Consider the following 13919-nt stretch of genomic DNA (forward strand, 5'->3'; position numbering starts at 1 on the left):
GAAATTTAATTTCTATGAAGTATTTATTTCTATTATTATTTTTGGGTAGCTGTGCTACAAAAGTGGAAACATCCGCGGAGAGAGTAGATCTGCAAACTTATGTAGATGAGGCAATTTCAAAATCACTTGTTGAAGAATTTCCCATTCTTGTTTTAAGTGATATATCAGTAAAAAATCTCTCGCCTGAGTGGATGAAGTACAAACATTATAAAGGAATGAAGCGAAATAATTTATTTCTTATTCCCAAAAACTGTGCTTCTGCGAAATTAATTTGGGGTGAGGGGTCTGAAAAAGGAGTTATTGTTAATAAATCTTCAGCATTTTCAATACCTCAGACAATGAATACAAAATATATATACAACGGAAGAGAAATTACCAGAATGCAAAGAGATAGCATTAATATTGACAACGTGAAAGATGTGATTTACATAAAAGTCGATCATATATCCTACGATTTTTGCTTTATGAGCTCACTTAATTGACGAGAGGTACGCATAGTAGTTTCGGACTTATGCTAAAAGTTCTATCTGGATTCCAACCGGAAAATACGATTATCTAATTTGAAGGTACGCCAGGCAAAATTTTTAGTTAGATAAATTATCTATAGCAATAGCAATTATAATATAATGAGCTACTAAAATCTATTGTTGTATAGGTGATTATAATTTTAAGCTTAATCGTGCTCAAAAAAATTTCTTTTAGGTTAAATTTTCGGAAGCTATTCGAATTCACTGCATTTTACCGTAATTTTATATAAATCAGTAAATTTCAATTGTCGTGAGTGCAAAAAATCCCGTCGTTTGGTTCGAAATTATGCTGAACACACACAATTATTCATCGCTATTTACGATGCTATGGTAGTAATGCTCTTACCAACTTTATCGTTTTTTTTACTAAATATAAAAGAAGAAAATTACTCCGATTGGCAATTGTCAAGTTCTTGGTAAAATGAGAATGCAATATTAAAAGTTGAATTTAAATACAATGCTCTGAATAAATTTAGTAGTAATTGGTATTCATCAAAATGAATTCCGCACTCCCAACTTTTTAAAATAGAATAACTTTCCCTATCTTGAGAGATAAAAAAAACTTAATGAATTATGAAAATCGAATTCCATGAAAAGCAAAAATTCACACAATGGTGGCTGTGGTTATTGCTAATTGCCATCTCAGTCTTGCCATTTATAGGTATTTTTTTTAGTCATTTGATATTTCCCGAATCCGACGCCGAGAATATTAGCGATAGTTCCTCAACTATAATTTTTGCCGTGACAATGGTTTTGGTAATTATATTGTTTTTGCTAATGACACTCAAAACTGAAATCGATCAGAAAGCGATAAAAATGAGCTTCTTTCCTTTTGTCAAAAAGCGCATCGAGTGGAAGGATGTAAAGAAGGCAGAGGTCATTAACTACGGATTTGTTGGAGGCTGGGGAATTAGATTATTCACAAATTATGGAACGGTCTATAATACATCAGGCAACAAGGGTTTAGCCTTAGAATTGCAAAATGGCAAGCGACTAGTTATTGGGACTCAGAAGGAGCAGGAGCTAAGCCGCATTGTCAAGAATATTTACAATCAGAGCTAATCACACTAGACTCACAATCTTTTTCGTTAGAAGGCTAATCTTTTCATTTTTTTGGCAGCTATTCCCGCTATACTCTCCAATCCGGCCTGGGCATTTGCCGTAGCAGTCGTCGGGCAAGGAGCTTCCGTTGGTCGCTCTTTCCCGCCGCTGCTACCAAAAGGCAAATCCCCACGCCGGGATTTGCGTTTCTATCGGGGCTGAAACAATCGTATTCCAACAACATTTAGTTTTCAAATTCAGTCACACGACTAAAATAGCCGCACAGCAATTGCATATATTTTTCGCCTGCACCTGAGGTCAACCAATATAGTTTTCAATACATATTTCTCTCCTATATATAAGGAGTAGAATTACCACCTTAAAATCCCATAGCCACTTTCCCTCCTAAGTCCCAGAGGGACGGCATTATTGTAGCCCAGGATTTCAACCCTGGGAATCGGGACGGCATTATAAAACGCACAGTTTACCACGCCGCTAAATTCAAGATGATTTTTGTTTCCTATATATAAGGACCAAAATCACTATTAAAATTCCATATCCATATTCATTCCTCAGTCCCAGAGGGACGGCGTTATTGTAGCCCAGGGTTTTAACCCTGGGTTTAAAAAAAATGAAAAGCCATCCAAGTCCCATCGGGACAATTTTATAAACCACAAGTTTTGTAATATCTCGGCAATTAATATGATTTTTCCAACAATGCTTATATGTAAGGACCATAATAATTATTAAAATCCCACATCCACATTCACTCCTCAGTCCCAGAGGGACGACATTATTGTAACCCAGGGTTTCAACCCTGGGTTTAATAATGGATGAAATACATCCAAGTCCCATCGGGACGATTTTATGATCCACAAGTTTTGTTAAATCGCGACAATTAGCATGAATTTTGTTTCCTATATATAGGGACCATAATTATTATTTAAATCCCTCAGCTACATTTATTCCTCAGTCCCATCGGGACGACCGATATCATAGCCCAGGGTTTCAACCCTGGGTCAATAACAATTAAAGGTTCATCCAAGTTCCATCGTGACGATGTTATAAACCATAACGTTACACACGGCCAGATTTAAAATAATATTCGTAAGATTTTTGTCTCCTACATAAAGACTACAATCACCCAAAAAATCATCATTCAACAGCCACCATGCACTCCTCAGTCCCAGAGGGACGGCATTATTGTAGCGTAGGGTTCAACCCTGGGTCAATAACAATTAAAAGTTCATCCAAGTTCCATCGGGACGATGTTATAAACCACAACGTTACACACGGCCAGATTTAAAATAGTATTCGTAAGATTTTTGTTTCCTATATATAGAGACTATAATCACCCAAGCATTACAATCCCACATCGACCTTCATTCCTCAATCCTAGAGGGACGGCCACTATCATATCCCAGGGTTTCAACCCTGGGTTTAATAATAAATGAAATATATCCAAGTCCCATCGGGACGATGTTATAAACCGCAAGTTTTGCCACATTCCAAAAATTCAAATGAATCTCAACCCAATTTCTTTCACATATGAATTCCACCCGCTCGCTTTGTAAAGATTCCAAGACTATCCAGGACTTAACTTGCACATTTTCGCTTCATTTCGATCCTTTTGAATTTTCCATTATTTAGATTCTCTTATCTTGAAATCAGCCTCTTACAAAATAATTACATTTTATTACAAAATTCCGCTTGTTTATCTAGAAAGAAGTGGTAGTTTTGCACCCGCAATCAGCGGCAAGTTATTTGAAATATTAGAAGATTATCCTTTATGTGACTAGAGAAATTTAGTAAAAATAAAGTTGTGAGATTCTAATTTTCGATTTAGATTTGCAGGCCCGAAAGGGAGCAAGTTCTTTGAGACATTTTGAGTGAGTTATGAGGTTTAAAAAGCGTTGAAAATTTATTTTCAAATTATTTTCACCAAACACTTGCGAGAGACGAAAAGAGGTTGTACTTTTGCACCCCGCTAAGCGCGCAAGCGACAAGCGGAAAAACAAGAAGACACGTTCATAGACATATTGAATTGACAGCAACATTTTGAGAAGCAATTTTCAGAGTGATTTAAGAGAGAGTAAGAAGAGAATACGTTAGAATATAAGAACGAGCTTTGAGTTTTTATTGTACAAGTTATTAAAATTATACGATGAAGAGTTTGATCCTGGCTCAGGATGAACGCTAGCGGCAGGCTTAACACATGCAAGTCGAGGGGTAGAAGAAGCTTGCTTTTTTGAGACCGGCGCACGGGTGCGTAACGCGTATGCAATCTACCTTTTACAAAGGGATAGCCCAGAGAAATTTGGATTAATACCTTATAGTATTAAGTTTTGGCATCAAGATTTAATTAAAGATTTATCGGTAAAAGATGAGCATGCGTCCCATTAGTTAGTTGGTAAGGTAACGGCTTACCAAGACTTCGATGGGTAGGGGTCCTGAGAGGGAGATCCCCCACACTGGTACTGAGACACGGACCAGACTCCTACGGGAGGCAGCAGTGAGGAATATTGGTCAATGGACGCAAGTCTGAACCAGCCATGCCGCGTGCAGGATGACGGTCCTATGGATTGTAAACTGCTTTTATACGGGAAGAAACCCTGGCTCGTGAGCCAGACTGACGGTACCGTAAGAATAAGGATCGGCTAACTCCGTGCCAGCAGCCGCGGTAATACGGAGGATCCAAGCGTTATCCGGAATCATTGGGTTTAAAGGGTCCGTAGGCGGCCCTGTAAGTCAGCGGTGAAATCTCCCGGCTCAACCGGGAAATGGCCGTTGATACTGCAGGGCTTGAATTAGTAGGAAGTAACTAGAATATGTAGTGTAGCGGTGAAATGCTTAGAGATTACATGGAATACCAATTGCGAAGGCAGGTTACTACTACTATATTGACGCTGAGGGACGAAAGCGTGGGTAGCGAACAGGATTAGATACCCTGGTAGTCCACGCCGTAAACGATGGATACTAGCTGTTGGGTTGCAAGACTCAGTGGCTAAGCGAAAGTGATAAGTATCCCACCTGGGGAGTACGAACGCAAGTTTGAAACTCAAAGGAATTGACGGGGGCCCGCACAAGCGGTGGAGCATGTGGTTTAATTCGATGATACGCGAGGAACCTTACCAAGGCTTAAATGTAGATTGACCGGTTTGGAAACAGACTTTTCGCAAGACAATTTACAAGGTGCTGCATGGTTGTCGTCAGCTCGTGCCGTGAGGTGTCAGGTTAAGTCCTATAACGAGCGCAACCCCTGTTGTTAGTTGCCAGCGAGTCATGTCGGGAACTCTAACAAGACTGCCAGTGCAAACTGTGAGGAAGGTGGGGATGACGTCAAATCATCACGGCCCTTACGCCTTGGGCTACACACGTGCTACAATGGCCGGTACAGAGAGCAGCCACTGGGCGACCAGGAGCGAATCTACAAAACCGGTCACAGTTCGGATCGGAGTCTGCAACTCGACTCCGTGAAGCTGGAATCGCTAGTAATCGGATATCAGCCATGATCCGGTGAATACGTTCCCGGGCCTTGTACACACCGCCCGTCAAGCCATGGAAGCTGGGGGTGCCTGAAGTCGGTGACCGCAAGGAGCTGCCTAGGGTAAAACTGGTAACTAGGGCTAAGTCGTAACAAGGTAGCCGTACCGGAAGGTGCGGCTGGAACACCTCCTTTCTAGAGAATACAAAAAGACACAAAGTCTTATATATCGAAGTGTTTAATCACTTACTCTCGCTGTTGGTTCATATTATTACATTTTTTAAGCAAAAATAAAACAGAGTCTCGTAGCTCAGCTGGTTAGAGTACAACACTGATAATGTTGGGGTCGGCAGTTCGAGTCTGCCCGGGACTACTTTTTCAAAAGCAAGCGCGATTGAAGATACTGTTATGCTTAAAGAAAAAAAAGGAAATTTTAGAGGTTAAGCTAACCGTTTTTAGAGACTGTTAACTGTAAACTGTTAACTAAAATACTAAAAAAGGGGAATTAGCTCAGCTGGCTAGAGCGCCTGCCTTGCACGCAGGAGGTCAACGGTTCGACTCCGTTATTCTCCACAAGATAGTATCAAGATGGTAGTATCAAGTATTAAGACGTAAGTCTTGCTACTTAATACAGACATCTTCATACGGATCAAAGTTCATTGACATATTGGGATAAGAAATACAAAATAAGTAGAAAGAAAAATATACTACAAGTTAATTGTAGTTATTTGTACACAAGATTTATCTTGATGTACATTATACAAGCAAAATAAGGGCGTATGGGGGATGCCTTGGCTCTCAGAGGCGATGAAAGGCGTGATAAGCTGCGAAAAGTTACGGGGACGAGCACACATCGATTGATCCGTAAATACCTGAATGGGGCAACCCGGCATGTTGAAGACATGTCACTCCGAATGGAGAGCAAACCCGCTGAACTGAAACATCTAAGTAGGCGGAGGAGAAGAAAACAAAAGTGATTCCGTAAGTAGTGGCGAGCGAACGCGGATTAGCCCAAACCAATGTTGTTACGGCAATATTGGGGTTGTAGGACCACGACATTTTATGCATGCAGAACCGGAAGTTACTGGAAAGTGACACCATAGAGGGTGATAGTCCCGTATGGGTAATAAATGTAATGAATAGTGGTATCCTGAGTAGGGCGGGGCACGTGAAACCCTGTCTGAATTTGGCGGGACCATCCGCTAAGGCTAAATACTCCTGAGAGACCGATAGTGAACCAGTACCGTGAGGGAAAGGTGAAAAGAACCGTGAATAACGGAGTGAAATAGATCCTGAAACCATACGCCTACAAGCGGTCGGAGCCCCTTCGTGGGGTGACGGCGTGCCTTTTGCATAATGAGCCTACGAGTTAACGTTGCTGGCAAGGATAAGTGGTTAAGCCACGGATCCGTAGCGAAAGCGAGTCTGAATAGGGCGCTTTAGTCAGTAGTGTTAGACGCGAAACCGTGTGATCTACCCATGGACAGGTTGAAGTTTAGGTAACACTAAATGGAGGACCGAACCCGTTGACGTTGAAAAGTCTTGGGATGATCTGTGGGTAGGGGTGAAAGGCCAATCAAACTCGGAAATAGCTCGTACTCCCCGAAATGCATTTAGGTGCAGCGTTAGTTATAAAGTTATATAGAGGTAGAGCTACTGATTGGATGCGGGGGCTTCACCGCCTACCAATTCCTGACAAACTCCGAATGCTATATAATGTTCACTAACAGTGAGGGCTTGGGTGCTAAGGTCCAAGTCCGAGAGGGAAAGAACCCAGACCATCAGCTAAGGTCCCCAAATATATACTAAGTTGAAAGAACGCGGTTTGTCTGCCCAGACAGCTAGGATGTTGGCTTGGAAGCAGCCATTCATTTAAAGAGTGCGTAACAGCTCACTAGTCGAGCGGACGAGCATGGATAATAATCGGGCATAAGTATATTACCGAAGCTATGGATTTACGATTTATTTCGTAAGTGGTAGGGGAGCATTCTAACAGGGTTGAAGGTGTGTCTTGAGACATGCTGGACCGGTTAGAAAAGAAAATGTAGGCATAAGTAACGATAAAGGGGGCGAGAAACCCCCTCACCGAAAGACTAAGGTTTCCACAGCTATGCTAATCAGCTGTGGGTTAGTCGGGACCTAAGGCGAACCCGAAAGGGACAGTCGATGGCCAACGGGTTAATATTCCCGTACTACTGATAACTGTGATGGGGTGACGGAGTGATGAAAGCGCCGCGAACTGACGGAATAGTTCGTTGAAGTACCTACCTATAAGCTGCGCAGGCAAATCCACGCGGCTTGGGGAAATACGATAGTACTCAGAGTCTTCGGACAACGAGATAGTGCGCCTAAGGGCTTCCAAGAAAAACCTCTAAACTTCAGGTTATTAGTACCCGTACCGTAAACCGACACAGGTAGTCGAGGAGAGAATCCTAAGGTGCTCGAGAGATTCATGGCTAAGGAATTAGGCAAAATAGACCTGTAACTTCGGGAGAAAGGTCGCCAGCAGCAATGCTGGCCGCAGTGAAGAGGTCCAGGCGACTGTTTATCAAAAACACAGGGCTCTGCAAAATCGTAAGATGAAGTATAGGGCCTGACACCTGCCCGGTGCTGGAAGGTTAAGAGGAGATGTCATGGGGTAACCCAGAAGCATTGAATTGAAGCCCCAGTAAACGGCGGCCGTAACTATAACGGTCCTAAGGTAGCGAAATTCCTTGTCGGGTAAGTTCCGACCTGCACGAATGGTGTAACGATCTGGACACTGTCTCAGCCATGAGCTCGGTGAAATTGTAGTAACGGTGAAGATGCCGTTTACCCGCAGTGGGACGAAAAGACCCTGTGCACCTTTACTATAGCTTAGTATTGGTCTTGGATAAGTGATGTGTAGGATAGGTGGGAGACTTCGATCCAGCGTCGCTAGGCGTTGGTTAGTCATTGTTGAAATACCACCCTTTGCTTATCTAGGATCTAACCCCGGAATCCGGGGGACATTGCTTGGTGGGTAGTTTGACTGGGGTGGTCGCCTCCAAAAGAGTAACGGAGGCTTCTAAAGGTTCCCTCAGTACGCTTGGTAACCGTGCGTAGAGTGCAATGGCATAAGGGAGCTTGACTGAGAGACATACAGGTCGATCAGGTACGAAAGTAGAGCATAGTGATCCGGTGGTTCCGCATGGAAGGGCCATCGCTCAAAGGATAAAAGGTACGCCGGGGATAACAGGCTGATCTCCCCCAAGAGCTCATATCGACGGGGGGGTTTGGCACCTCGATGTCGGCTCGTCACATCCTGGGGCTGGAGAAGGTCCCAAGGGTTGGGCTGTTCGCCCATTAAAGTGGCACGCGAGCTGGGTTCAGAACGTCGTGAGACAGTTCGGTCTCTATCTACTGCGGGCGCAAGAAATTTGAGTGGATCTGACTCTAGTACGAGAGGACCGAGTTGGACAAACCGCTGGTGTATCTGTTGTCCCGCCAGGGGCACCGCAGAGTAGCTACGTTTGGCAGGGATAAGCGCTGAAAGCATATAAGCGCGAAACCCACCACAAGATGAGATTTCTTTTAAGGGTCGTGGGAGATGACCACGTTGATAGGCTATAGATGTAAAGGCAGTAATGTCATAGTCGAGTAGTACTAATAACCCGTAAGCTTGTATACTCCTCCCCCCAACCCCCTCCAAAGGAAGGGGAGATAAAAGGGGGGAAGACTCTTTCTTCTACAAAATAGTATATTTCTTTATCCCAGTGTGTTAATAATATTAGTTTACAGCTATCAGTCCACAGTTGACTGTTATATGTAAGCAAGTTGTCCAAAGCAACTAACGACTTAAGGTGGTTATTGCGGCGGGGCTCACCTCTTCCCATCCCGAACAGAGTAGTTAAGCCCGCCTGCGCAGATGGTACTGCAGTTATGTGGGAGAGTATGTCGTCGCCTTTCTTTTGAAAAACCCCGTTCTAACGAACGGGGTTTTTTGTTTTTAATCTATTTTTTATAAAAAATAGTGGTGTTTGGTTGAGACAAGGCATGCCTTGTCTGTACCATTGGGTCTTTTCAAAATTCTTTCCGTACAATTGCACCTCCTTTTAGAAATCATTAGTTTGGGAATTTCTATGTCCGTCCATTTAGCTATGAAATAATTGTTTAGTCCTATCAGGCCGATTTTATTGTAGCTCGTAGTTTAAACTGCGGAGTACAGGATAGAAGTTTCATGGGGACGAGCATATAAAACGAAACAGTTGAAACATGACGTTAATTAAAGATCATATGGCATACAATCGACCTCGCAAGAAATTTTTGGAATAGAGTATTATTGTGACATTGATTATAAACCAATCATCTTTGTGGCAAGAGATTCACCTATATAACATCGTCCATACTAAGCTCTCTGCTTATGAAAAATTTATTTACCGATCATTAATGTAGCGAACTGTATTAATACCCTCTAAATGACAATCTGTTGTTACGAAAAAAATATTTTATTCTTCTGCAGTGGAAGTAAGTATAGTACCATCAACTATATTAATCTGCTTCCACGAAGTCATTTGCGTGAGGGATAGTAGTGCAAATCCTTTCTTGTGGCGTTGCGGAGCAAAAGCTACAAGAAAGATTGGGAACGGATAGCCCGACCTGAGCCAAATAAAAATTTCAATGTTACCGAGGATGTTCTGGCGAAAGGACTCGCCCAAATAATTATTAAATTTGAAGTTGTAATTACTAGGGATACTATTGTTAAATTAGAACGTAAGTTTCTTTTTATTTGTAATAAGTTTGAATTTATGGGTAATTATTGTAATTTTAGTAAAAGATAATTATCATGAAAAGCCAGTCTATTAAGTTTTTACTTGTGTTTCTATTTGCAAGTTCATTTTTAAATGCGCAAATTATAAAAGGACAAAAGCCTCTAGAGAATGTACCACCAATTGTAAATGCCGCTTTTATAAATCAATTCGCAGGTAAAGATGTTACTTGGTTTACCCGATTTCAAGGTCGTTATAATGGTGAGCAAGTTTATGAGGGACGTTTCTTATTTGACAATCGCTATTCAAGTGCTGTTTATACAAAAAATGGTTCATTGGTCGCCTTTGTTACTGCAATAGAATATACTGAAATTCCGAAATATGCAAGAGATTATCTAGATGTTAATTTCCCTGGACGCGCAATTATAGATTCGGTATTGGTGACAAGAGGTGGCGATGATGTTACGTACGAAATAGGAATTTATCTTGACAATCAATTCGTGGTAAAAGTATTTAGTAAAAATGGCGAATTTATTAAAGGCGTTAGAGGTTAGATAATTCTAAAAAAAAAATCCCAAGTTACCCCGGGATTTTTTTTATTATACGAAATGGTACTAGTTTAAACTCTCCACTTTAAGAATTTCCATTTTCTTGAATTCATCACCTTCTAAAGGCCATTCAATTTTGGCTCCTACGGTATAACCAACTAATGCTAGGCCCATATCGTCGACAATTGAGAGAGTTTGATTTCTTTTCTTCGCTTTGGCAGGAGCAACGAAATTATAAACTTCTTCCTCATTCGTCGTCAAGTCCTTAATCGTAACTTTGGTATCAACTGATACTACATCACTTGGTAAATCTTTACGAGCTACCTGAGTAGCATTTTTTAACTGCTCCTTTAAAACTTCTTCTTCTGCTGCTGTCGATTTTTTTCTTCTTAAGTGATCCTTTATTAAATCGTAAATTCCTGTTGTTAAAACTATATTTTGTGACATATTAATGATTTTTTTGGTCATTTTTTTGCGCTTAATTAAACTCAAAATTAAAATCTCCTAAAGAGACTCTAATGAAAGCGATGTAAAAATTGAAATTATTTAAAATAGTATTTTCCGAAACAAGTAGTCCCCGCCTTGAGTTTTGGCAGGGTTCAGATAATGAATTCTTTGGAGGATTGCAGAAATGCATCATCATGTAATTGAATTAACACAAAAGATGTTGAGATGCATTTCAACTTATTAATAATTGTATGAGAAATCATAGATTTTATTATTTTCTTAAAGATACGACTTAAACTTCTGTAAACAAATTCTCTGCTGAGATTAACAATTAGTTATAGATTGAAAGCCATTTCCGGCACCATTAGCCTTCCCTGATACTTAGGACTTCTCCAAATTATCCAAAATAAAAAATGGGCCAATTAGCCCATTTTAGTTTTTTCACGAGATTTTAAATCTTAGTCGCCTTTAATTAACGATAGAACTTCTTTACCATCTGAATCCATAAGAAATAAATTTAATCCATCGAGTTTATAGGTAGCCACTTTTGTCAAAGCTGCATTAAATTTATTGGTGATTTCCATATTTTCGCACATTTTTCGGGTTGAAGAAATCTGTCCGAATTTGATTGACCTTGATGCTGCGTTCACAATGGTACCATTGAACTCATTACAGCCATCGTTACCGAAAATTTTCATTTCAGTTAGATCAATTTCCAATCTTGGAGCCATAACCATTCGATTGATTGGATTTGTATCAATTGTTGCGGTCAGCCATATATCATGCAATCGATGATTAGCAACATTGGTATTTTTTATATACGATAAGATATTTTTGCCTGATTTGTTGTACAGTTTTAGCGTACTATCTTTAACTTCATATTTTTCGGCTGTTGCTAAATTTTGCAAGTAGTCAGTTTCAATATTTTCCTTATTGCAAGCCATCATAGTTGTAGCTATTTTGTCACTAACTAAAAACTTTTCTGAATTTAAAGATTCAATAGGACCATTATAACTATTGCAGCCGGCATTCCCAAAAATTCGCATCCCCTCCGCATCAATTTCTAAAGTGGGCACGGCAACCATTCTATTAATTGGATTTTCGTTCATTGTTGCCAATGTCCAACTACCACTGATTTTCTCTTTCATCACTCCTGAGGTTGTGGAACAATATTGGAATATAATTGTCGCGATTAGAATTGGAGCTAACTTAAGTAGTTTCATAAATATTGTTTTTAGATTTGATGATTTATTAATTTCTTTTTCAATCGCAATTTACAAAATCGTTAATTTAGATGTGTTATACTTAACATTTCCTATTGCCTCTCACGAAGTTTGAATTAGAATTAACGACTAATTAAATGCCGTTTTGTTATAAATATTTATGAGGAGCGATTTCAAAATGTAATAAACTTTGTTTTCAAACTGATACTAATTTTATAGAGTCAAATTTTTTTGTGAAAAAGTAAAAAGACACCAACAGTTTCCCATTGATGCCTTTAAATTATTTACACAATTCTATACTACTTGTTCAACTTTTTTCTTTGATTCTTTTAACTCGGCACTTTGTCTTGGAAGATCAGGATTTTCTGAAAGATATCTTTCAAAGCTGTCATCCATTTCATCAATCCAAGAGGTATGATGTGTTTCGGCTTTTGTTCCAGTTATTACAGATGTATAGGTTTTATCACGGTATTCTAGAATATTTTCGTCCTTATCTTTTAGCCATTGTTTGAATAGAATAGCTACTTTATCAAGATCGAACTCTGGATAATCAGTAGCTGCGATAAGCTGTTTAACATAATCTGTTTGAAAATCTACCTCGTCGTCGTGATCTTTATTTAATTTTGAGCGTTTCAGCCATAAATCAATATCTGCTTGTCTATTTTCAATTGAGGGAAGCTCAATTTTTCCTTGAATAATATCTCTCGCATACCATGCTTGTGCATCAAACATATTAAATGTATAATATTGATCTTGCATTCCTAAATATAGAAGGTTGGGGATATTATTAAATACAACTCCCTTGTAAAGACTGTTTGGATACAAACAATTTGGTGTCTTTAATCTAAGATTATCCGGTAGGAATGGAAATTTGTGCTGATATCCTGTACACATCACCACGGCATCAAATTGCTCTCGACTTCCATCGCTAAAGTGCGCTACATCTCCTTCAAAATTTTTAATTAGTGGTACTTCCTTTATTCCATCAGGCCAGTCCATACCAATTGGATTACTTCTATAACTCAAAGTAACAGATTTGGCTCCATGCTTATAACTTTGAACTCCAATATCCTCCGCTGAGTAACTGCTTCCGATTAGTAACACATTTTTATCTTTAAATTGGTCTGCACCTCTAAAGTCGTGGGCGTGCATTACAATTCCTGGAAAATCTTCAATACCTTCAAAGTAAGGCATATTTGGAGTAGAAAAGTGTCCTGATGCAACAACTAAATAGTCAAAAATTTCTTCATAAGTTCGGTTATTAACGAGGTCGTCAAGGATTACTTTAAACTGCTTTGTTTTTTCGTTATATTCAACCCATCTTGTAGTGGTATTGAATCTTATATATTTTCGCACATCGCTTTTGCGCACTCGTCCTTGTATATAATCAAATAAAACAGGTCTCGGTGGATAGGAAGAAATAGGACGTCCAAAATGCTCGTCAAAGGAATAATCAGAGAATTCTAAACACTCTTTTGGGCCATTAGACCATAAATATTTGTACATACTTCCATGGGTTGGCTCGCCATATTTCCCCACTCCTGTGCGCCAAGTATAATTCCATAGTCCACCCCAATCCTCTTGTTTTTCAAAACAAACGATTTCTGGAATTTCCTCTCCATTTTTTTCTGCAGATTTAAAAGCACGTAGTTGAGCCAATCCACTTGGACCAGCGCCAATGATTCCTATTCTTAATTTCATATTTTTTTGAATTTTAGATTCTTCTGAAATCCAAAATATATAGACGGCATACTTCTTATAAAAAAGTAGAATTTTTCATTAAAACCCAGTGAAAAATTGTGGTATTGTTTAGAAAATCTAAACTTGAGGTTTCAAGGTTATTCAATTGAAATTTTAATTGAATGGTTGTGAAGACAGCTATTAATAAGCTATATGATATAATCTCGTCTATTATATAATGG

Annotated in this window: 6 protein-coding genes, 2 tRNA genes and 3 rRNA genes; 8 read left to right on the forward strand and 3 right to left on the reverse strand. The window is 39.6% G+C overall.

Features of this window, described 5'->3' with window-relative positions:
• Positions 1–14: 14 nt before the first annotated feature.
• The 8 genes from SBO79_RS08525 to SBO79_RS08560 all read left to right on the forward strand — a co-directional run bounded on the left by SBO79_RS08525 (position 15) and on the right by SBO79_RS08560 (position 10333).
• A complete protein-coding gene (locus tag SBO79_RS08525; RefSeq protein WP_318639999.1) occupies positions 15–482 on the forward strand; it encodes a hypothetical protein in 468 nt (155 codons plus the stop codon).
• 618 nt (positions 483–1100) lie between these two features.
• Entirely contained in the window at positions 1101–1589 is a 489-nt protein-coding gene (locus tag SBO79_RS08530) for a hypothetical protein (RefSeq protein WP_318640000.1), read from the forward strand.
• Between the two features lie 2140 nt (positions 1590–3729).
• Positions 3730–5247 (forward strand): 16S ribosomal RNA (locus SBO79_RS08535).
• A gap of 104 nt (positions 5248–5351) precedes the next feature.
• A tRNA-Ile gene (locus SBO79_RS08540) sits at positions 5352–5425 on the forward strand.
• Positions 5426–5551: 126 nt separating this feature from the next.
• Positions 5552–5625: transfer RNA gene (locus SBO79_RS08545), tRNA-Ala, on the forward strand.
• A 185-nt stretch (positions 5626–5810) separates the two neighbouring features.
• Positions 5811–8700, forward strand: a 23S ribosomal RNA gene (locus tag SBO79_RS08550).
• Positions 8701–8869: 169 nt separating this feature from the next.
• Positions 8870–8979: ribosomal RNA gene (gene rrf, locus SBO79_RS08555) — 5S ribosomal RNA — on the forward strand.
• The 16S, 23S and 5S rRNA genes sit together here with 2 tRNA genes alongside, the layout of an rRNA operon.
• Positions 8980–9856: 877 nt before the next feature.
• Positions 9857–10333 (forward strand): hypothetical protein, encoded by a 477-nt coding sequence (locus tag SBO79_RS08560; RefSeq protein WP_318640001.1) that lies wholly within the window; start codon positions 9857–9859, stop codon positions 10331–10333.
• Positions 10334–10393: 60 nt separating this feature from the next.
• On the opposite strand, the gene SBO79_RS08565 is transcribed toward SBO79_RS08560, so the two are convergent.
• The 3 genes from SBO79_RS08565 to SBO79_RS08575 all read right to left on the reverse strand — a co-directional run bounded on the left by SBO79_RS08565 (position 10394) and on the right by SBO79_RS08575 (position 13698).
• On the reverse strand, positions 10394–10774 hold the full coding sequence (locus SBO79_RS08565) for a GreA/GreB family elongation factor (protein ID WP_318640002.1): 381 nt from the start codon (positions 10772–10774) through the stop codon (positions 10394–10396).
• 458 nt (positions 10775–11232) lie between these two features.
• A complete protein-coding gene (locus SBO79_RS08570) occupies positions 11233–11997 on the reverse strand; it encodes an META domain-containing protein (RefSeq protein WP_318640003.1) in 765 nt (254 codons plus the stop codon).
• A gap of 294 nt (positions 11998–12291) precedes the next feature.
• Positions 12292–13698 carry a trimethylamine monooxygenase gene (locus SBO79_RS08575; protein WP_318640004.1) on the reverse strand — a complete coding sequence of 469 codons (1407 nt, stop codon included), beginning with the start codon at positions 13696–13698 and terminating at the stop codon, positions 12292–12294.
• Between the last annotated feature and the right edge of the window lie 221 nt (positions 13699–13919).

Origin of the sequence: Flavobacterium ardleyense (assembly GCF_033547075.1) — a bacterium.
Lineage (GTDB): Bacteria > Bacteroidota > Bacteroidia > Flavobacteriales > Flavobacteriaceae > Flavobacterium > Flavobacterium ardleyense_A.

Excerpts from the sequence above, each read along its gene's own strand:
- SBO79_RS08525 (WP_318639999.1), top strand. The coding sequence starts at position 15 with ATGAAGTATTTATTTCTATTATTATTTTTGGGTAGCTGTGCTACAAAA.
- SBO79_RS08530 (WP_318640000.1), top strand. The coding sequence starts at position 1,101 with ATGAAAATCGAATTCCATGAAAAGCAAAAATTCACACAATGGTGGCTG.
- SBO79_RS08560 (WP_318640001.1), top strand. The coding sequence starts at position 9,857 with ATGAAAAGCCAGTCTATTAAGTTTTTACTTGTGTTTCTATTTGCAAGT.
- SBO79_RS08565 (WP_318640002.1), bottom strand. The coding sequence starts at position 10,774 with ATGTCACAAAATATAGTTTTAACAACAGGAATTTACGATTTAATAAAG.
- SBO79_RS08570 (WP_318640003.1), bottom strand. The coding sequence starts at position 11,997 with ATGAAACTACTTAAGTTAGCTCCAATTCTAATCGCGACAATTATATTC.
- SBO79_RS08575 (WP_318640004.1), bottom strand. The coding sequence starts at position 13,698 with ATGAAATTAAGAATAGGAATCATTGGCGCTGGTCCAAGTGGATTGGCT.